Origin of the sequence: Streptomyces sp. NBC_00390, from assembly GCF_036057275.1 — a bacterium.
GTDB lineage: Bacteria > Actinomycetota > Actinomycetes > Streptomycetales > Streptomycetaceae > Streptomyces.
The window spans coordinates 3057382-3076030 of sequence record NZ_CP107945.1 but is presented as its reverse complement, the minus strand read 5'-3'; the positions used below and the strand labels follow the sequence as shown (position 1 = coordinate 3076030).

Annotated in this window: 14 protein-coding genes; all 14 read left to right on the top strand. The window is 67.7% G+C overall.

The window, feature by feature from the left end; genetic code table 11:
- Positions 1–233 precede the first annotated feature (233 nt).
- The 14 genes from OHS70_RS12900 (at position 234) to OHS70_RS12835 (ending at position 18549) form a co-directional block, all read left to right on the top strand.
- Positions 234–2630 carry an ABC transporter family substrate-binding protein gene (locus OHS70_RS12900; RefSeq protein WP_328396910.1) on the top strand — a complete coding sequence of 799 codons (2397 nt, stop codon included), beginning with the start codon at positions 234–236 and terminating at the stop codon, positions 2628–2630.
- Between the two features lie 327 nt (positions 2631–2957).
- The gene (typA, locus tag OHS70_RS12895; RefSeq protein ID WP_328396908.1) at positions 2958–4859 is read left to right on the top strand and encodes a translational GTPase TypA; all 1902 of its coding nucleotides are present in this window, start codon (positions 2958–2960) and stop codon (positions 4857–4859) included.
- 448 nt (positions 4860–5307) lie between these two features.
- Positions 5308–6927, top strand: coding sequence for a peptide ABC transporter substrate-binding protein (locus OHS70_RS12890; RefSeq protein WP_328396906.1), 1620 nt, complete (start codon positions 5308–5310; stop codon positions 6925–6927).
- 133 nt (positions 6928–7060) lie between these two features.
- Positions 7061–7990, top strand: coding sequence for an ABC transporter permease (locus OHS70_RS12885; protein ID WP_328396904.1), 930 nt, complete (start codon positions 7061–7063; stop codon positions 7988–7990).
- Positions 7983–8948, top strand: coding sequence for an ABC transporter permease (locus OHS70_RS12880; protein WP_328396902.1), 966 nt, complete (start codon positions 7983–7985; stop codon positions 8946–8948). Before OHS70_RS12885 ends, OHS70_RS12880 begins: the two co-directional genes overlap by 8 nt.
- An 11-nt stretch (positions 8949–8959) precedes the next feature.
- Positions 8960–10018: an ABC transporter ATP-binding protein gene (locus OHS70_RS12875; RefSeq protein ID WP_328396900.1), complete on the top strand. Its 1059-nt coding sequence runs from the start codon at positions 8960–8962 to the stop codon at positions 10016–10018.
- On the top strand, positions 10011–11159 hold the full coding sequence (locus OHS70_RS12870; protein WP_328396898.1) for an ABC transporter ATP-binding protein: 1149 nt from the start codon (positions 10011–10013) through the stop codon (positions 11157–11159). Before OHS70_RS12875 ends, OHS70_RS12870 begins: the two co-directional genes overlap by 8 nt.
- Positions 11160–11290: 131 nt before the next feature.
- The gene (locus tag OHS70_RS12865) at positions 11291–11785 is read left to right on the top strand and encodes a GNAT family N-acetyltransferase (RefSeq protein WP_328396896.1); all 495 of its coding nucleotides are present in this window, start codon (positions 11291–11293) and stop codon (positions 11783–11785) included.
- 50 nt (positions 11786–11835) lie between these two features.
- Positions 11836–12801 carry a GNAT family N-acetyltransferase gene (locus OHS70_RS12860; RefSeq protein ID WP_328396894.1) on the top strand — a complete coding sequence of 322 codons (966 nt, stop codon included), beginning with the start codon at positions 11836–11838 and terminating at the stop codon, positions 12799–12801.
- Positions 12802–12892: 91 nt separating this feature from the next.
- The gene (locus OHS70_RS12855; RefSeq protein WP_328396892.1) at positions 12893–14524 is read left to right on the top strand and encodes a peptide ABC transporter substrate-binding protein; all 1632 of its coding nucleotides are present in this window, start codon (positions 12893–12895) and stop codon (positions 14522–14524) included.
- Between the two features lie 72 nt (positions 14525–14596).
- Positions 14597–15520: an ABC transporter permease gene (locus OHS70_RS12850; RefSeq protein ID WP_328396890.1), complete on the top strand. Its 924-nt coding sequence runs from the start codon at positions 14597–14599 to the stop codon at positions 15518–15520.
- Positions 15513–16505: an ABC transporter permease gene (locus tag OHS70_RS12845; RefSeq protein WP_328396888.1), complete on the top strand. Its 993-nt coding sequence runs from the start codon at positions 15513–15515 to the stop codon at positions 16503–16505. The genes OHS70_RS12850 and OHS70_RS12845 overlap by 8 nt, the downstream gene beginning before the upstream one ends.
- Positions 16506–16514: 9 nt before the next feature.
- Positions 16515–17489 carry an ABC transporter ATP-binding protein gene (locus OHS70_RS12840; RefSeq protein WP_328396886.1) on the top strand — a complete coding sequence of 325 codons (975 nt, stop codon included), beginning with the start codon at positions 16515–16517 and terminating at the stop codon, positions 17487–17489.
- Positions 17482–18549, top strand: coding sequence for an ABC transporter ATP-binding protein (locus OHS70_RS12835; RefSeq protein ID WP_328396883.1), 1068 nt, complete (start codon positions 17482–17484; stop codon positions 18547–18549). Before OHS70_RS12840 ends, OHS70_RS12835 begins: the two co-directional genes overlap by 8 nt.
- Positions 18550–18649: the final 100 nt, after the last annotated feature.

The window sequence follows — 18649 nt, the reverse complement described above, 5'->3', positions numbered from 1 at the left end:
GTGCAGGGATTCCCGGCGCATGGGACGTCAGTGCGCCCCTCATGGTCGTTGTCTCGCCCCCTATTTTGTCCCTGTCTGTGGATGTATGTGGGATTCGTGGTTGCGCTGCACGGGTGACCTTCCGGCCGCCCCTCGCCGTGTCGGCGGCGACATCCGGATCCGGTCCACTTCAGTGGTGGGAATCGGTGTGATCATCTCTAAATTAGACAAAACAGGACGAAGAGGTACAAGCCATGTCCCTGGTCGACGCGCCACGCGGGAGGACATGCTCCCGAACGCTCCGTTCCGTCGCCCTGCTCGCCGGCGGAGTGCTCGCCCTGCCCGTCCTGGCGGGCTGCAGCCACGACAACGGGAGCGACGCCAAGGCCACCGCCCAGGACATCGCCGCCACCCCCCGGGACATGGTCACCGACGGCGGCACGCTGCGCTGGGCGGTCGACACGACCCCGGCCACGTTCAACGCCTTCCAGGCCGACGCCGACGCCACCACCGGCCGTATCGCGGGCGCCGTGCTGCCGTCCCTCTACACGCTCGACGGCCAGGGCCGCCCGCAGCGCAATCCCGACTACCTCGAATCGGCCAAGATCGTTGAGCGTGAGCCTCAGCAGGTCGTGCTCTACAAGCTCAACCAGCAGGCGGTGTGGAGCGACGGCCGTGAGATCGGCGCGCCCGACTTCGTCGCGCAGTGGCGGGCGCTCAGCGGCAAGGACTCCTCGTACTGGACCGCGCGTAACGCCGGATACGAGCGCATCGAGAAGATCGAGCGGGGCACCCACGATCTCGAGGTCAAGGTCACTTTCACCAAGCCCTACGCGGACTGGCAGTCGCTGTTCACCCCGCTCTACCCCAAGGAGGTGACCGGCACCCCCTCCACCTTCAACGACGGCGCCCGCGGCAAGCTCCCGACGACGGCCGGCCCCTTCCGGGTGTCGGCGGTCGACCGCAAGGCCGGCACCACCACCCTCGTGCGCAACCCCCGCTGGTGGGGAGCGCGGGCCAAGCTGGAGCAGTTGGTGCTGACCGCCGTGCCCCGCGAGCAGCGCCTCACCGCGCTCGCGGAGGGCAAGGTCGACCTGGCCGAAATCGACAGGTCCACGGCGGAGCGTATCTCCCTGGCCCGCCAGGCCCCGGGACCGGCCGGGCAGTCACCCGCCCACGGCCCCGGATCGGACATGGCACCCGCCGACGCGCTCGCGTCCTGGGCGCAGGCGAACGGCTCCGACCGGAAGAAGGCCCGAGCGGCACAGCTGGTCCGCGCGGAGCTCGCCGAGGCGCGGGCGGCGTACGGCGAGGAACAGAAGGCGCTGCGCGACTTCGTCGTCCGCAAGTCGCTGGAGCCCGCGTACACGCAGCTCGCCATGAACGGTGAGTCCGGACCGCTGGCCGACGAGCGCGTACGCCGAGCGGTGGCCAGGGCGATCGACCGCAAGGAACTGGCCAAGATCGTGCTGGGCCCGCTGGGCCTGCCCGCCGAACCTCCCGGCAGCCATCTCGCACTGGCCGGGCAGCGCGCCTACGCCGACAACAGCGGGGCGCTGGGGCAGCAGAGCACCCAGGAGGCCCAGGCGCTGCTCGCCGACGCGGGCTGGACACCGCTGGGGGCCCCCAAGAAGCACGTACCGGCGAAGGCGGGCGGCGAGGCCGGAGCCGGGACCAAGGACGGGAGCGGCACGAAGGAGACAGGCAAGGCGACGGAGAAGGGCAGCTCCGACAAGAACAACAAGAAGGAAAGCCCGGACAGGAACAAGAAGGCGTCCGACCGCGCGTCCGACGAGGGGATGTACATCGTCGGCGACGACAAGCCCGCGGGCCTTCGGAGCGGCTCCGGCGGTACACACGTCGTCGCGCCCGCCCCCGCCGAGGCCTTCGGGAGCCTTGCCGTCCGGAGCAGGGCCACGTCCCCCGACGGAAGCTCCGTGACCGTGCCGGGCACCCGTGCCCAGGAGCAGCAGGGCGGCATGGCCGGTGCGTACGCCCCGCCCGGCAGTGCGGCGCCCAGCCACCCCACGGCCGGTGGACCGCTCGGCAGGAACGGCAAGCCGCTCTCGCTGCGCTTCGTGCTTCCTTCAGGGCCGGGCTCGGAGCCGATGCGCGCGGTCGGCAACAAGATCGCGCAGATGCTCGACCGCATCGGTGTGCACACCGAGATCACCAAGGTCGCCGACGAGAGCTACTTCAAGGACCACATCGCCGCCGGCGACTACGACCTCGCGCTGTACTCCTGGCCCGCCACCGCCTACCCGGCGACGGACGCCCGGCCGATCTACGCCAAGCCCCGGCCCGCGTCGGACGGCTCGCTGCTGGTGGAGCAGAACTACACGCGGGTCGGCACGGACTACATCGACCAGCTCTTCGACCTGGCGGCCGGCGAGCTGGACGAGGAAGACGCCCGTGACCTGGTACGCAAGGCCGACGCCCGCATCTGGGCCGCGGCCGGCTCCATCCCGCTCTACCAGCGGCCCGAGCTGGTCGCGGTGGCGCCCAGGGTGGTGAATGCCGGAGCCTTCGGCTTCGCGACCCCGCGCTACCAGGACATCGGCTTCAAGAAGGCGCAGCCGAAGGCCGGCTCCCAGCCGGGTGCCGGGGCCGGCTCCAACGCCGGACCGAACCCGGGCACCGGCGAGAAATAGCAGGTCACAACCTCAGAAGTGGCTCAAGTTCCTTGCCCGCCGGTGTCGCCGGCGGGCAAGCTCGTGCCGACCCTCCTCGACCCAGCTCAGTCCGTGTCCGGCGCGCCCCCACACGCGCGCCGGCCTGCCGCGCCACCGCTCGATCCCCGCCCTGCCTCACCCCACCCGTGCCCGGCGTGATCCGTGCCTCGTTCGTCGTGTCCACGATCACTCAGGGAGGCCTGTTTCCCGGCGGCCCCGTACCATGGGACAAAGCCGTGGCGTATCTGCCCGGCGGGGCGGAGCGTCAGACGCCTTATTCCACGATCGAGAGAAGCGCCAGCCAGCATGCCCACGCGCCATGACATCCGTAACGTAGCCATCGTCGCCCACGTCGACCACGGCAAGACCACCCTGGTCGACGCCATGCTGAAGCAGGCCGGCGCCTTCGCCGCCCACCAGCAGCTCGACGACCGCATGATGGACTCGAACGACCTGGAGCGTGAGAAGGGCATCACGATCCTCGCCAAGAACACCGCGGTGAAGTACCACCCGAAGTCCGGCGGGGATCCGATCACGATCAACATCATCGACACCCCCGGCCACGCCGACTTCGGTGGCGAGGTCGAGCGCGGTCTGTCGATGGTCGACGCGGTCGTGCTGCTCGTCGACGCCTCCGAGGGCCCGCTCCCGCAGACCCGTTTCGTGCTGCGCAAGGCCCTGCAGGCCCGGATGCCGGTCATCCTGTGCATCAACAAGACGGACCGCCCGGACTCCCGGATCGACGAGGTCGTCAACGAGACCTACGACCTGTTCCTCGACCTGGACGCCGACGAGGACCAGATCGAGTTCCCGATCGTCTACGCCTGTGCCCGTGACGGCGTCGCGTCGCTGACCAAGCCGGAGGACGGCACCGTCCCGGCCGACAGCGACAGCCTCGAGCCCTTCTTCTCCACCCTGCTCGAGCACGTCCCGGCCCCGGAGTACGACGAGACCGCGCCGCTGCAGGCCCACGTCACCAACCTGGACGCCGACAACTTCCTCGGCCGTATCGCGCTGCTCCGCGTCGAGCAGGGCGAGCTCCGCAAGGGCCAGACCGTCACCTGGATCAAGCGTGACGGCTCGATGGCGAACGTCCGCATCACCGAGCTGATGATGACCGAGGCGCTCACCCGCAAGCCGGCCGAGATGGCCGGCCCCGGTGACATCTGCGCGGTCGCGGGTATTCCCGACATCATGATCGGCGAGACGCTGGCCGACCCGGAGAACCCGGTTGCCCTCCCGCTGATCTCGGTGGACGAGCCGGCGATCTCCATGACCATCGGTACGAACACCTCCCCGCTGGTCGGCCGCGGCGGCACCGGCAAGGGCGCGGACGCCAAGTCCGCGGTCAAGGACCGCAAGGTCACCGCCCGTCAGGTCAAGGACCGCCTGGACCGCGAGCTGATCGGTAACGTCTCGCTGCGCGTGCTGGACACCGAGCGCCCCGACGCCTGGGAGGTCCAGGGCCGCGGTGAGCTCGCGCTCGCCATCCTGGTCGAGCAGATGCGCCGCGAGGGCTTCGAGCTGACCATCGGCAAGCCGCAGGTCGTCACCCAGATCGTCGACGGCAAGGTCCACGAGCCGGTCGAGCGCATGACGATCGACGTGCCCGAGGAGCACATGGGCGCGGTCACGCAGCTCATGGGCGTCCGCAAGGGCCGCATGGACAACATGTCCAACCACGGCTCCGGTTGGGTCCGCATGGAGTTCGTCGTGCCGTCCCGTGGCCTCATCGGCTTCCGCACGGAGTTCCTGACGAACACCCGCGGTACCGGTATCGCCCACTCGATCCACGAGGGCCACGAGCCGTGGTTCGGCACCCTCCAGACCCGTAACAACGGCTCCCTGGTCGCCGACCGCTCCGGTGCGGTCACCCCGTTCGCGATGATCAACCTGCAGGAGCGCGGCGTCCTGTTCACCGAGCCCGGCACCGAGGTGTACGAGGGCATGATCGTCGGCGAGAACTCGCGCTCCGACGACATGGACGTGAACATCACCAAGGAGAAGAAGCTCACCAACATGCGTGCGGCTTCCGCGGACAACACCGAGAACGTGGTGCCGCCGCGCAGGCTCTCGCTGGAGCAGTCGCTGGAGTTCTGCCGCGACGACGAGTGCGTCGAGGTGACCCCGGAGGCGGTCCGCATCCGCAAGGTCGTCCTGGACCAGAAGGAGCGCGGCCGCGCCGCCTCCCGCGCCAAGCACGGCTGACGGACCGACAGGACCGGGCGCGGCCGGCAGGGCTCGTAAAGCCTCGGAAAAGCGCTGTACAGACGGCCCGGCCCCCCGCAGACACTGTGGGGGGCCGGGCCGTTCGTCAACTCGTTTTCAGGGCCCGAGTGTCCGGATATCGACCGTCGCTCTCCGGAACGTGTGTTAACGGTCCGTTTCGCGGGTGTCTGTCTGTGCTCACTTTGTCCGGATTTCGGGCTGCAGGGTGCCTTCGATGTTGTCAAAACGAGACCCTTTAAGTGTGGTTTACAGCCCTGTCCTACTTAATAGTTGGCTCCATTGAGCTCGGGTCAATGGGTCATGCGCTGTGGGGAGCGCCGACTCACGAGCACACTCGGGGTACTTGACGAGCCCGCTGTCAGGGGTGTCAGCGCGCGTAGAACAGTGCCCTTCTTGTTGTGACAAGTGGACTCATGAGGAGGAACCCATGCGTGGTGCCAAGAGCGCCAAGTGGGTCGCGGGTGCGATCATCGTCGCGATGGCGGCCACTGCCTGTGGCAGCAGCGACGGCAAGGACAAGGGTGACAAGAACCCGTCGGGTAAGCCCGAGGGTTACGTCTCCATCGACGTCGGCGAGCCGCAGAAGCCGCTGATCCCGGCCGACACGAACGAGACCAACGGCTCGTACGTCATCCAGTCGATCTTCACCCAGCTGCTGGACTTCGACGCCAAGGGTGAGATCGTCCTCACCAACGCCGAGTCCGTGGACACCAAGGACTCGAAGACCTGGACGGTCAAGCTCAAGTCCGGCTGGAAGTTCCACAACGGCGAGGCCGTCACCGCGCAGTCCTACGTCGACGCGTGGAACTGGTACGCCAACATCAAGAACAACCAGCAGAACGCCTTCTGGTTCGCCGACATTGCCGGCTACGACGAGGTGCACCCCGAGAAGGGTGAGCCGAAGGCCGACAAGATGTCGGGTCTGAAGGTCGTGGACGACACCACCTTCACGATCGAGCTGACCGGCAAGGTCCCGTACTTCAACTACAAGCTCGGCTACGCGACGTTCGCGCCGCTCCCCAAGGTCTTCTACGACGACCCGAAGGCGTTCGGCCAGAAGCCGATCGGCAACGGCCCGTACAAGTTCGAGAAGTGGACCCACAAGAAGCTGATCCAGGTCGCCGCCAACCCTGACTACCAGGGCCCGAACAAGGCTGCGAACAAGGGCATCCAGTTCAAGAACTACGCGACTCTCGAGTCCGCGTACCAGGACGTCGTCTCCGGCAACCTGGACATCATCCGCCAGGTCGGCCCGACGGACCTGCCGAAGTACAAGGCGGACCTGGGCGACGGCGCCATCGAGCAGCCCTACGCGGCCATCCAGTCGCTGGTCCCGGCGTTCTACAGCAAGACGTTCAAGGACGTCGACCCCAAGGTCATCCAGGGTCTGTCCATGGCGATCGACCGCGAGACGATCACCAAGACCGTCCTGAACAACACCCGTACCCCCGCGACGAGCTTCACGCCGCCGCAGGTCAAGGGCAACCAGGACCTGGGCACGGACGTCTTCACGTACAACCCGACCAAGGCCAAGCAGCTGGTCAAGGACGGCGGCGGCGTCCCGGGCAACAAGGTCTTCATCCAGTACAACACCGACGGTGGCCACAAGGAGTGGGTGACCGCTGCCTGCGAGTCCATCCGCAAGGCGACCGGTGTCGACTGCGTCGGCGACCCGAAGCCCGACTTCCCGACGGACCTCGAGGCCCGTGACAACAACCAGGTGAAGTCGATGTACCGCGGTGGCTGGGTTGCCGACTACCCGGTCAACGTCAACTTCATCAAGGAGCTCTACCACACCAAGGCCGAGTCCAACAACGGTCGCTTCTCCAACAAGGAGATCGACAAGATGATGGAGAAGGCTGACAAGGCGAGCTCCCTGGACGAGGCCGTGGCGGCCTACCAGGAGGTCGAGAAGAAGCTCCTCGAGGAGATGCCCGCCATCCCGCTGTGGTACTACCGCATCAACGGTGGTCACGGCAAGGGCGTCGACAACGTCGCGGTCGACTTCCACGGTGACCTCGAGCTGACCGGCGTCACCGTCAAGTAACCGGCCTGCTGGCCTCATCCCCCACTCGGCCGTCATCCGCCGCCGTCGGCCATGCGCCGGCGGCGGTGGTGGTCCGGAGGCTGTCCGTAACAGGCAGCCTCCGTACCGCTGTTAACCCCTCACGGAGGCACCCATGGGGCGCTACGTCGCACGACGACTGCTCCAGATGATCCCGGTGTTCATCGGGTCAACCCTGCTGATCTTCGCAATGATGTACGCGCTGCCCGGTGACCCCGTGCGTGCGCTGGCAGGCGAACAGAACGTGGACCAGGCGCAGATCGACGCCATGAGACACGAACTCGGGCTCGACAAGCCGCTCTTGATGCAGTACCTGATCTATCTGGGCAACCTGTTCCAGGGTGACTTCGGAACGCAGATCGCCAGTCAGCGGCCCATCGCCGAGGTCATTGCCGAGGCGTACCCGGTCACCATCCAGCTGACGATGTTCGCGTTCACCTTCACGGTCGTGGCGGGCATCACGCTCGGTGTCATCGCGGGCCTCAAGCCCGAGTCGCTGCGGGACCGCGGACTGCTGATCCTCACGCTGCTGCTGATCTCGGTCCCGTCCTTCGTGCTGGGCCGTCTGTCCCAGTACCTCTTCTCGTTCGAGCTCGGCATCCTCGAGGCGAACGTCTCACTCGAAGAGAACTGGAACGAACTGCTGCTGCCCGCATCGGTTCTCGCCGCACTGTCCCTCGCCTATGTGGCGCGACTGACGCGCACCTCGATCGCCGAGAACCTGCGCTCCGACTACATCCGGACGGCCGTCGCCAAGGGTCTGCCGCGCCGCCGTATCGTCGGTGTGCACCTGATGCGCAACTCGATGATCCCGGTCGTCACCTTCCTCGGCACCGACCTCGGCACGCTGATGGCCGGCGCGGTCGTCACCGAGGGCATCTTCAACATCCACGGCGTCGGCAGCCTCATCTTCGAAGCGCTGAGGCGACGTGAGGGAGCCACGGTCGTCGGCATCGTCACGCTGATCGTGCTCGTCTACCTCATCTGCAGCCTGCTCGTCGACCTGCTTTACGCGGTCCTGGACCCGAGGATCCGTTATGCCTGAGAAGATCGCAGAGACCGCGCAGAGCTCCGAGAAGATCTCGACTGTCGCCGCGCCCGACACGGCCCTCGTGGCCGAGGCGGGTCCCGTGTCCGCCAAGGCGCGCAGCCTCTGGTCCGACGCGTGGCACGACCTGCGGCGCAGCCCGCTGTTCGTCGTCTCGGCGGTCCTCATCCTGATGCTGATCGTCATGGCGGTCGCGCCCTCGCTGTTCACCAGCGCCTCGCCGCGTGACGGCGACCTGGTGAACCACTACCTGCAGAAGCCGAACTGGGGTCACTTCTTCGCAGCCGACTGGTTCGGCTACGACATCCAGGGCAGGTCCATCTACGCCCGTGTCGTCCACGGCGCCCGCGCGTCCATCACCGTCGGTATCAGCGTCACCATCCTGGTCACGATCGTCGGCGGCACCCTGGGCATGCTGGCCGGCTACTACGGCGGCATCATCGACAGCCTGCTGTCCCGGCTCACGGACATCTTCTTCGGCATCCCGTTCCTGCTGGGAGCCATGGTCATCCTGACCAGCTTCGAGAAGCGAGCCGTGTGGACCGTGATCCTGGCGCTGGCCTTCCTCGGCTGGACCTCGATCGCCCGTGTCGCCCGAGGCGCGGTGATCACCGTCAAGCAGGCCGACTACGTGGTGGCGGCCCGGGCGCTCGGCGCCTCCACCTCGCGGATCATGCTGAAGCACATCATGCCGAACGCCCTCGCCCCGGTGATCGTCGTCGCGACGATCGCGCTGGGCGGCTACATCGGCGCCGAGGCCACGCTGTCCTTCCTCGGTATCGGCCTCGCCGAGCCGACGGTCTCGTGGGGTATCGACGTCTCCGACGGCTTCCAGCAGATCCGGAATGCCCCGTACGTCCTGATCGTCCCCTCGGTGATGGTCTCGATCACGGTGCTCGCGTTCCTCATGTTCGGCGATGCTGTACGCAACGCCCTCGACCCGAAGATGCGCTGAGGGAGGCGTACGTGACCATCATCGACAAAACTGCGGACGTTCCTGCTCCGCGCAACGCAGGGGACAACGAGGGTCCGCTCCTCGAAGTCCGCGACCTGCACGTGGAGTTCCACACCCGTGACGGTGTCGCCAAGGCCGTCAACGGCGTCAACTACACCGTCAGCGCCGGCGAGACGCTCGCCGTCCTCGGCGAGTCGGGCTCCGGAAAGTCCGTGACCGCGCAGGCGATCATGGGCATCCTGGACATGCCGCCCGGCCGCATCCCCCGGGGCGAGGTGCTCTTCCGCGGTCAGGACATGCTCAAGATGTCCGCCGAGGAGCGCCGTCGCATCCGTGGGTCCAAGATCGCGATGATCTTCCAGGACGCGCTGTCCTCGCTCAACCCGGTGCTCTCCGTGGGCTACCAGCTCGGTGAGATGTTCCGCGTCCACCAGGGCCTGTCCAAGAAGGAAGCCAAGGCCAAGGCCATCGAGCTGATGGACCGGGTGAAGATCCCGGCCGCCGCGGCGCGCGTGAGCGACTACCCGCACCAGTTCTCCGGCGGTATGCGTCAGCGCATCATGATCGCCATGGCGCTGGCCCTGGAGCCGGACCTGATCATCGCGGACGAGCCGACCACGGCGCTCGACGTGACGGTCCAGGCCCAGGTCATGGACCTGCTCGCCGATCTGCAGCGCGAGTACAACATGGGTCTGATCCTGATCACCCACGACCTCGGCGTGGTCGCCGACGTCGCGGACAAGATCGCCGTGATGTACGCGGGCCGGATCGTCGAGACCGCTCCCGTGCACGAGCTGTACAAGCGCCCGGCCCACCCGTACACCCGGGGTCTGCTCGACTCGATCCCGCGCCTGGACCAGAAGGGCCAGGAGCTGTACGCGATCAAGGGTCTGCCGCCCAACCTGCTGAAGGTCCCGACCGGTTGCGCCTTCAACCCGCGCTGCCCCAAGGCGGACGACATCTGCCGTACGGAGATCCCGGCACTGGTGCCGGTGACCGAGCAGGACGGCAGCGAGCTGCCGGGCCGCGGAAGCGCGTGCCACTTCTGGAAGGAGACGATCCATGGCTGAGCTGGGCAAGACGAACGAGGCCGTGGACGCGACTCCGAACGTCACCGAGGTGGAGACCGTCGAGGCGCCCACCGAGGAGGCGGCCGTCGCGGCGATCGAGGCTCCGGTCGAGCGCGGTGAGCCGATCCTGCAGGTGCGCAACCTGGTCAAGCACTTCCCGCTGACCCAGGGCATCCTGTTCAAGAAGCAGGTCGGCGCGGTCAAGGCCGTGGACGGGGTCTCCTTCGACCTCTACCAGGGCGAGACGCTCGGCATCGTCGGCGAGTCCGGCTGTGGCAAGTCCACGGTCGCCAAGCTGCTGATGACGCTGGAGAGCGCGACCGCCGGTGAGGTCTTCTACAAGGGCCAGGACATCACCAGGCTGTCGGGGCGCGCGCTCAAGGCCGTGCGCCGCAACATCCAGATGGTGTTCCAGGACCCGTACACCTCGCTCAACCCGCGTATGACGGTCGGTGACATCATCGGCGAGCCCTTCGACATCCACCCCGAGGTGGCTCCGAAGGGCGACCGCCGCCGCAAGGTGCAGGAACTGCTCGATGTCGTCGGTCTCAACCCCGAGTACATCAACCGTTACCCGCACCAGTTCTCGGGCGGCCAGCGCCAGCGCATCGGCATCGCGCGCGGTCTCGCGCTCAACCCCGAGATCATCATCTGCGACGAGCCGGTCTCGGCGCTGGACGTGTCGGTGCAGGCACAGGTCATCAACCTGATGGAGAAGCTGCAGGACGAGTTCAACCTCTCCTACCTCTTCATCGCGCACGACCTGTCGATCGTCCGGCACATCTCCGACCGGGTCGGCGTGATGTACCTGGGCAAGATGGCCGAGATCGGCACGGACGTGCAGATCTACGACCACCCGACGCACCCGTACACGCAGGCGCTGCTGTCGGCGGTCCCGGTTCCGGACCCCGCCATGCGTGAGGGCCGTGAGCGGATCATCCTCACCGGCGACGTCCCGTCGCCGGCGAACCCGCCGTCGGGCTGCCGCTTCCGCACCCGGTGCTGGAAGGCCGAGGACAAGTGCGCCACCGAGGTTCCGCTGCTCGCGGTGCCCGAGCGGTTCAAGGGTGCGGACACCCCGGCCGCGCACGAGTCGGCGTGCCACTTCGCCGAGGAGAAGGACGTCGTTCACGCGGTGTAGTCCTGTCCTGAGCATGTGAGTGAGGCCCCGTCCATCGCATCGGTGGGCGGGGCCTCGCCGCGTCCGCGTGTGCGCCGAGAACCGTGGCGAAACCTGTTGCACCAGGTCAGGCAGGAGGTGAGGCTGAGCGGATGGACTACGGGATCATGGACCGGGACGGCCGGCGCATCGCGCTGTGCCGGGTCGACGACGACAACTGGCGGGCCGTCGCCGACATCGCACCGCGCGACGACCAGCGGGCATTCGTCGCAGCGCTCGCCGCCCGCTATCTGCTGCTGTCGATGCGCGGCGGGGTGTGGCACTCGCTCGGTGTGCAGGCGGACGAGACGATGGTCGGCCATGTGATGTGGGCGTACGACGACGAGAACGGCAGCCACTGGATCGGCGGCATGGTCGTCGACGCCGCCGAACAGGGCAAGGGTGTGGGGCGGCAGACCATGGTCGCGCTCATCAGGTGGCTGTCGGAGCGTGCCGGCTGCCAGGAGATACGCCTGTCCTACCACCCGGACAACACCGGGGCAGCCAACCTCTACACGAGTCTGGGCTTCGTGCACACCGGGGAGTTCGAGGACGCGGAGCCGGTGGTCGCCCTGCGGGTCGGGGCGACGGGAGCGGCATCCGCCTGACGGGCGGAAATTGCGTTGCGCGGCCGCGGCCGCGCCCGGACAGTGTCCGCATGTCCCTCACTGTCCGGCCGGCCGTCCTCGAGGACGCGCCCGCCGTCTGCGCGCTGATGAACGCCGTCGATGTCGTCGAGATCGGCCGCCCGGAGACCGATCTGCACACGGTCGAGGCCGACATGTCCCATGGTGAGACCGACCTCGCCCGTGACTCCTGGCTGGCGTGCGACGACAACGGGCCGGTGGCGTACGGGATCGTGTGGAGCGAGTCCGAGGGCGAGGACATCGGCGCCGACCTCTACTCGCTGCCCGGCCGCGACGAGGCCGCGGCCGACGTGCTGGAGCGCATGGAGACACGTGCAGCCGGGAAAGCGGCGGCCGGCGGGGCCGCCCGGGCCGTCGTCCATCTGCATCTCAACGCCCGCCCCGCGCTCGACACCGCGCTGCTGGAGCGCCGCGGCTGGCGGACGGTACGCCGCTACCAGGTGATGACCCGCCCGCTGTCCCCAGGCGTCGACACCGTACCCGAGCCGCCCGCCGGACTGACCCTGCGTCACTGCCGCGACGAGGCCGACCGGCGTATCGCGCACGCCTTGGCGCAGGAGACGTTCGCCGAGCACTTCGACCACCACGAGCGCAGCTACGAGCAGTGGCTGGACGACATGGACGCGGCCCGCATCGACTGGTCGCTGGTGTGGATCGCCTCTGTCGCGGGCGAGGGCGACGTGGCCGTGCTGCTGAGCCGCGACGACCGTGAGGCCATGGGCTGGATCCGCACCATCGGTGTGCGCGCAGCGGCCCGCGGCCGCGGAATCGGCGGCCATCTGCTGCGCCATGCCTTCGGCACGTTCGCGGCGCGCGGCCGTGACTCCATCGGGCTGGGTGTGGACACCGAGAACGCGTCGGGGGCGCTGGGGCTTTACGAGGCGCACGGTATGACGCTGCACTACGCCGTCGATACCTGGGAGGCGGTCCTTCAGGCCGTCCTTCAGGCGGACCAGGAGTCCACTCGGGTGTCATGAAAGTGCCTTAGATCCCTTATGTGGTGACATTGGGCCCGGGGGCACCGCCCAGCGGTAGCTGGGGGAGGCACTTGGGACCAAGGAGGCACCCATGCGTGGAGCCACACATGCCAGGTGGGCCGCGTGTGCGGTCGCCGCAGCTCTGGCGGCGGCAGGCTGTGGCGGCGGAGGCGACGGCAGCGGTGCCGGTGGCGCCGAGGGCATCGTGTCGTCCTCGTGGGGCGATCCGCAGAACCCGCTGGAGCCCGCCAACACCAATGAGGTGCAGGGCGGCAAGGTTCTCGACATGATCTTCCGTGGTCTCAAGCGGTACAACCCGAAGACCGGCGCGGCCGAGGACATGCTCGCCGAGAAGATCGAGACCACGGACTCGGTAACCTTCAGGATCACCGTCAAGGACGGCTGGACCTTCAGCAACGGCGAGCAGGTCACCGCCAGTTCGTTCGTAAACGCCTGGAACTACGGCGCGAGCCTGAAGAACAACCAGAAGAACGCCTACTTCTTCGGCTACATCGAGGGATACGACCAGGTCCACCCCGAGAAGGGGCAGCAAACGGCCGAGACCCTGTCCGGACTCAAGGTCACAGGCCCGCTCACCTTCACGGTCAAGCTCACCCAGAAGTTCTCCACCTGGCCCGACACCCTCGGCTACGCCGCCTTCGCGCCGCTGCCCAAGGCGTTCTTCGACAGCCACGACAGCTGGGTCGCCAAGCCCGTCGGCAACGGCCCGTACACCGTCGACTCCTACGCCAGGGGCTCGAAGATGTCCCTGCGCACGTGGGACGGCTACCCCGGGACCGACAAGGCGAAGAACGGCGGCATCGACCTCATCGTCTACACGGACAACAACACCGCCTACACCAGCCTGATCGCCGGAAACCTCGATCTGGTCGACGACGTACCCGCCGCGCAGCTCAAGAACGTGCAGGCGGACCTCGGAGACCGGTACATCAACACGCCGGCCGGCATCATCCAGACCATCGCCTTCCCCTACTACCAAAAGGCTTGGAACACCCCCGGCGGAGCGAAGGTCCGCACCGGCCTGTCCAAGGCGATCAACCGCGAGCAGATCACCGACACGATCTTCCTGAAGACCCGCACACCCGCGAAGGACTGGACCTCACCCGTACTCGGCGAGGACGGCGGCTTCGACCCCACCCTGTGCGGCGACGCCTGCGAGTACGACCCCGCCGCGGCCAAGAAGCTGATCCAGGAGGGCGGCGGTCTGCCCGGCGGCCAGGTGAAGATCTCGTACAACGCCGACACCGGCTCCCACAAGGACTGGGTGGACGCCGTCTGCAACTCCATCAACAACGCGCTCGGCAACACCAAGGCCTGCGTCGGCAACCCCGTCGGCACCTTCGCCGACTTCCGCGACCAGATCACCCAGCTGAAGATGAGCGGCCCCTTCCGGGCCGGCTGGCAGATGGACTACCCGCTGATCCAGAACTTCCTCCAGCCGCTCTACTACACCAACGCCTCGTCCAACGACGGCAAGTGGAGCAACAAGCAATTCGACAAGCTCGTCGACCAGGCCAACGCCGAGAGCGACACGGCCAAGGCGGTGGACACCTTCAAGCAGGCAGAGAGGGTCGTACGGGACCAGATGGCGGCCATCCCGCTCTGGTACCAGAACGGCAGCGCCGGCTACTCGGAGCGGCTGTCCGACGTCGCCCTCAACCCCTTCAGCGTCCCGGTCTACAACGAGATCACGGTCAGCTGACGCCGGAAGGCAACCGGTCAGGCGCCCCGCAGCACCGGACCGTCCCCCTTCCCACGACCCCCGGAGCCCTTCATGGGACGTTATGTGATCCGGCGTCTGCTGCAGATGATCCCGGTCTTCATCGGCACCACGCTGCTGATCTTCCTCATGGTCAACGTCATGGGTGACCCCGTCGCGGGCCTGTGCGGCGACCGGCAGTGCGACCCGGCGACCGCCGCGCAGCTGCGCAAGGAGTTCGGCCTCGACAAGCCCGTGCTCCAGCAATACCTGATCTACATGGGCAACCTCTTCACCGGGGACTTCGGCACGGCGTTCAACGGGCAGCCGGTCACCGAACTGATGGCGGACGCCTTCCCCGTCACCATCCGGCTGACCCTGGTCGCGATCTTCTTCGAGATCGTCATCGGCATCACGCTGGGTGTGGTCACCGGCCTGCGGCGGGGCCGTCCGGTCGACACCGGGGTGTTGCTGGCGACCCTGGTGGTCATCTCCGTCCCGACCTTCGTCACCGGTCTGTTGCTCCAACTGCTGCTCGGCTACGAGTGGGGCATCATCGACCCCTCGGTCTCCCCCGAGGCGCCGCTCGACGAACTGATCGTGCCGGGACTGGTGCTCGCCTCGGTCTCGCTCGCCTACGTCACCCGGCTCAGCCGCACCTCGATCGCCGAGAACGCCCGCGCCGACTACGTCCGTACGGCAGTTGCCAAGGGCCTGCCCCGGCGCCGGGTGGTCGGAAGGCATCTGCTGCGCAACTCGCTGATCCCGGTGATCACCTTCATCGGCACGGACATCGGTGCGCTGATGGGCGGCGCCATCGTCACCGAGCGGATCTTCAACATCCACGGCGTCGGCTACCAGCTCTACCAGGGCATCCTGCGGCAGAACAGCCAGACCGTGGTCGGGTTCGTGACCATTCTCGTCCTGGTGTTCCTGCTGGCGAATCTGATCGTCGACCTGCTGTACGCCGTACTCGACCCGAGGATCCGCTATGCCTGACCCGCAGCAGCCCGGCCGCGACCCGGACAACGCCATCGCACCCACCGGCGAGGGCGGCACGATGGACCTCGCGATGGACGAGGGCGAAAGCCTCGAAAAGCTGCTGGACACCCCCAAGGGCGAGGAGGGACCCGCGGGCAAGCCGCGCAGCCTGTGGACCGACGCCTGGCGCGATCTGCGACGCAACCCCGTCTTCATCGTCTCCGCGCTGGTGATCCTCTTCCTGGTCGCCATCTCGATCTGGCCGTCGCTCATCGCGAGCGGGGACCCGTTGCAGTGCGACCTGGCCAAGTCGCAGGAGGGCTCCCAGCCCGGCCATCCCTTCGGGTTCAACGGCCAGGGCTGCGACGTCTACACCCGTACCGTCTACGGCGCACGCGCCTCGGTGACGGTGGGCGTGTGCGCGACACTCGGGGTCGCCCTGCTCGGCTCCGCGCTGGGCGGGCTCGCCGGGTTCTTCGGCGGCGCGGGAGACGCCGTACTCTCCCGGGTCACCGACATCTTCTTCGGCATCCCGGTGGTCCTGGGCGGTCTGGTCTTCCTGTCCATGGTGACCAGCTCCAGCGTCTGGCCGGTGATCGGCTTCATGGTCCTGCTGGGCTGGCCCCAGGTCGCCCGGATCGCCCGCGGCTCGGTCATCACGGCGAAGCACAACGACTACGTCCAGGCGGCGCGGGCGCTCGGCGCGTCCAGCTCCCGGATGCTGCTGCGGCACATCGCGCCCAATGCCGTGGCGCCGGTCATCGTCGTGGCGACCATCGCGCTCGGTACGTACATCTCGCTGGAGGCGACGCTCTCCTACCTCGGCGTCGGACTCAAACCGCCCACCGTCTCCTGGGGCATCGACATCTCGTCGGCCTCCCCGTACATCCGCAACGCCCCGCACATGGTGCTGTGGCCGGCCGGCGCGCTGGCGGTCACCGTGCTCGCCTTCATCATGCTCGGCGACGCGGTGCGCGACGCCCTCGACCCCAAGCTGCGCTGAGGAGCCCTCATGTTGCTCGAAGTGCGCGATCTGCACGTGGAGTTCCGCACGCGTGACGGCGTCGCCAAGGCCGTCAACGGCGTTCACTTCACGGTGGACGCGGGCGAGACGCTCGCCGTGCTGGGGGAGTCCGGGTCCGGCAAGTCCGTGACCGCGCAGGCGGTCATGGGAATCCTGGACATGCCCCCCGGCCGGATCACGGACGGCGAGATCCTCTTCCAGGGCCAGGACCTGCTCAGGCTCAAGGAGGACGAGCGGCGGGGGATCCGTGGGGCCGGTATGGCCATGATCTTCCAGGACGCGCTCTCCTCGCTGAACCCGGTGCTGACCGTCGGCGACCAGCTCGGCGAGATGTTCACCGTCCACCGCGGCATGTCCAGGAAGGACGCCCGGGCCAAGGCCGTCGAACTGATGGACCGGGTGCGCATCCCGGCCGCCGGGGAACGCGTCGGGCAGTACCCGCACCAGTTCTCCGGCGGTATGCGCCAGCGCATCATGATCGCGATGGCGCTCTCCCTCGAGCCCGATCTGATCATCGCCGACGAGCCGACCACCGCGCTCGACGTGACCGTCCAGGCCCAGGTCATGGATCTGCTCGCCGAGCTCCAGCGCGAACTGGACATGGGCCTGATCCTGATCACCCACGACCTCGGCGTGGTCGCGGATGTCGCGGACCGGATCGCTGTGATGTACGCGGGCCGGATCGTGGAGTCCGCCCCCGTCCACGACATCTACAAGGGCCCCGCTCACCCTTACACCAAGGGTCTGCTGGAGTCGATCCCGCGCCTGGACCAGAAGGGCCAGGAGCTGTACGCGATCAAGGGCCTGCCGCCCAATCTCCTGCACATCCCGCCCGGCTGCGCCTTCAACCCGCGCTGTCCGCTGGCCCGGCCGGTGTGCCGGTCCGACGAGCCGCCGCTGTACGAGGTGTCCGAGCACCGCAGGAGCGCCTGCCACTTCTGGGAGGAGACGCTCCATGGCTGAGCCGGTCCTGGAAGTACGCGACCTGGTCAAGCACTATCCGCTCACTCGGGGCATCCTCATCAAGAAGCAGATCGGCGCGGTCAAGGCGGTCGACGGTGTCGATCTCGACCTGGCCGGGGGCGAAACGCTGGGCATCGTGGGGGAGTCGGGCTGCGGCAAGTCCACACTCGCCAGGATGCTGGTCCACCTGGAGCGGCCCACGGCCGGGGCGATCCGCTACAAGGGCGAGGACATCACCAGGCTGTCGGGGCGTGCGCTCAAGGCCGTGCGGCGCAACATCCAGATGGTGTTCCAGGACCCGTACACCTCGCTCAACCCGCGTATGACGGTCGGTGACATCATCGGCGAGCCGTACGAGATCCACCCCGAGGTGGCTCCGAAGGGCGACCGCCGCCGCAAGGTGCAGGAACTGCTCGATGTCGTCGGTCTCAACCCCGAGTACATCAACCGCTATCCGCACCAGTTCTCGGGCGGCCAGCGCCAGCGCATCGGCATCGCGCGCGGTCTCGCGCTCAACCCCGAGATCATCATCTGCGACGAGCCGGTCTCGGCGCTGGACGTGTCGGTGCAGGCGCAGGTGATCAATCTGCTGGACCGGCTGCAGAGCGAGTTCTCGCTCAGCTATCTGTTCATCGCGCACGACCTGTCGATCGTGCGGCACATCTCCGACCGGGTCGGCGTGATGTATCTGGGCCGCATCGTGGAGATCGGCAAGGACGCCGAGATCTACGACCACCCCACCCACCCGTACACGCAGGCCCTGCTGTCGGCGGTCCCCGTCCCCGACCCGGAGGCGCGCGAGCACCGGGAGAGGATCATCCTCACCGGAGACGTACCCTCGCCCACGAACGTCCCCTCCGGCTGCCGCTTCCGCACCCGCTGCTGGAAGGCGCAGGAGCGGTGCGAGCTGGAGGTGCCGCTGCTGGCGGTGCCTGCTCATCTGCGGCCGGTGCCGGGGCCCGTCCACCACGCGTCGGCGTGCCACTTCGCCGAGGAGCGGCATGTGGTGCCGAGCGAGGGGCCCGGCAGGCCCGGTGCCCCGCGTGGCGAAATCCGATGAATGTCCGTCAAATTCTTTAACATGCAGGCAACTTGGCTGCATCGCATCCGATATACGAACGCGGCACACTGAACTTCGTACGGCCGTGCGGGTGCCGTTG

Excerpts from the sequence above, each read along its gene's own strand:
- OHS70_RS12900 (WP_328396910.1), top strand. The coding sequence starts at position 234 with ATGTCCCTGGTCGACGCGCCACGCGGGAGGACATGCTCCCGAACGCTC.
- typA (WP_328396908.1), top strand. The coding sequence starts at position 2,958 with ATGCCCACGCGCCATGACATCCGTAACGTAGCCATCGTCGCCCACGTC.
- OHS70_RS12890 (WP_328396906.1), top strand. The coding sequence starts at position 5,308 with ATGCGTGGTGCCAAGAGCGCCAAGTGGGTCGCGGGTGCGATCATCGTC.
- OHS70_RS12885 (WP_328396904.1), top strand. The coding sequence starts at position 7,061 with ATGGGGCGCTACGTCGCACGACGACTGCTCCAGATGATCCCGGTGTTC.
- OHS70_RS12880 (WP_328396902.1), top strand. The coding sequence starts at position 7,983 with ATGCCTGAGAAGATCGCAGAGACCGCGCAGAGCTCCGAGAAGATCTCG.
- OHS70_RS12870 (WP_328396898.1), top strand. The coding sequence starts at position 10,011 with ATGGCTGAGCTGGGCAAGACGAACGAGGCCGTGGACGCGACTCCGAAC.
- OHS70_RS12865 (WP_328396896.1), top strand. The coding sequence starts at position 11,291 with ATGGACTACGGGATCATGGACCGGGACGGCCGGCGCATCGCGCTGTGC.
- OHS70_RS12860 (WP_328396894.1), top strand. The coding sequence starts at position 11,836 with ATGTCCCTCACTGTCCGGCCGGCCGTCCTCGAGGACGCGCCCGCCGTC.
- OHS70_RS12855 (WP_328396892.1), top strand. The coding sequence starts at position 12,893 with ATGCGTGGAGCCACACATGCCAGGTGGGCCGCGTGTGCGGTCGCCGCA.
- OHS70_RS12850 (WP_328396890.1), top strand. The coding sequence starts at position 14,597 with ATGGGACGTTATGTGATCCGGCGTCTGCTGCAGATGATCCCGGTCTTC.
- OHS70_RS12845 (WP_328396888.1), top strand. The coding sequence starts at position 15,513 with ATGCCTGACCCGCAGCAGCCCGGCCGCGACCCGGACAACGCCATCGCA.
- OHS70_RS12840 (WP_328396886.1), top strand. The coding sequence starts at position 16,515 with ATGTTGCTCGAAGTGCGCGATCTGCACGTGGAGTTCCGCACGCGTGAC.
- OHS70_RS12835 (WP_328396883.1), top strand. The coding sequence starts at position 17,482 with ATGGCTGAGCCGGTCCTGGAAGTACGCGACCTGGTCAAGCACTATCCG.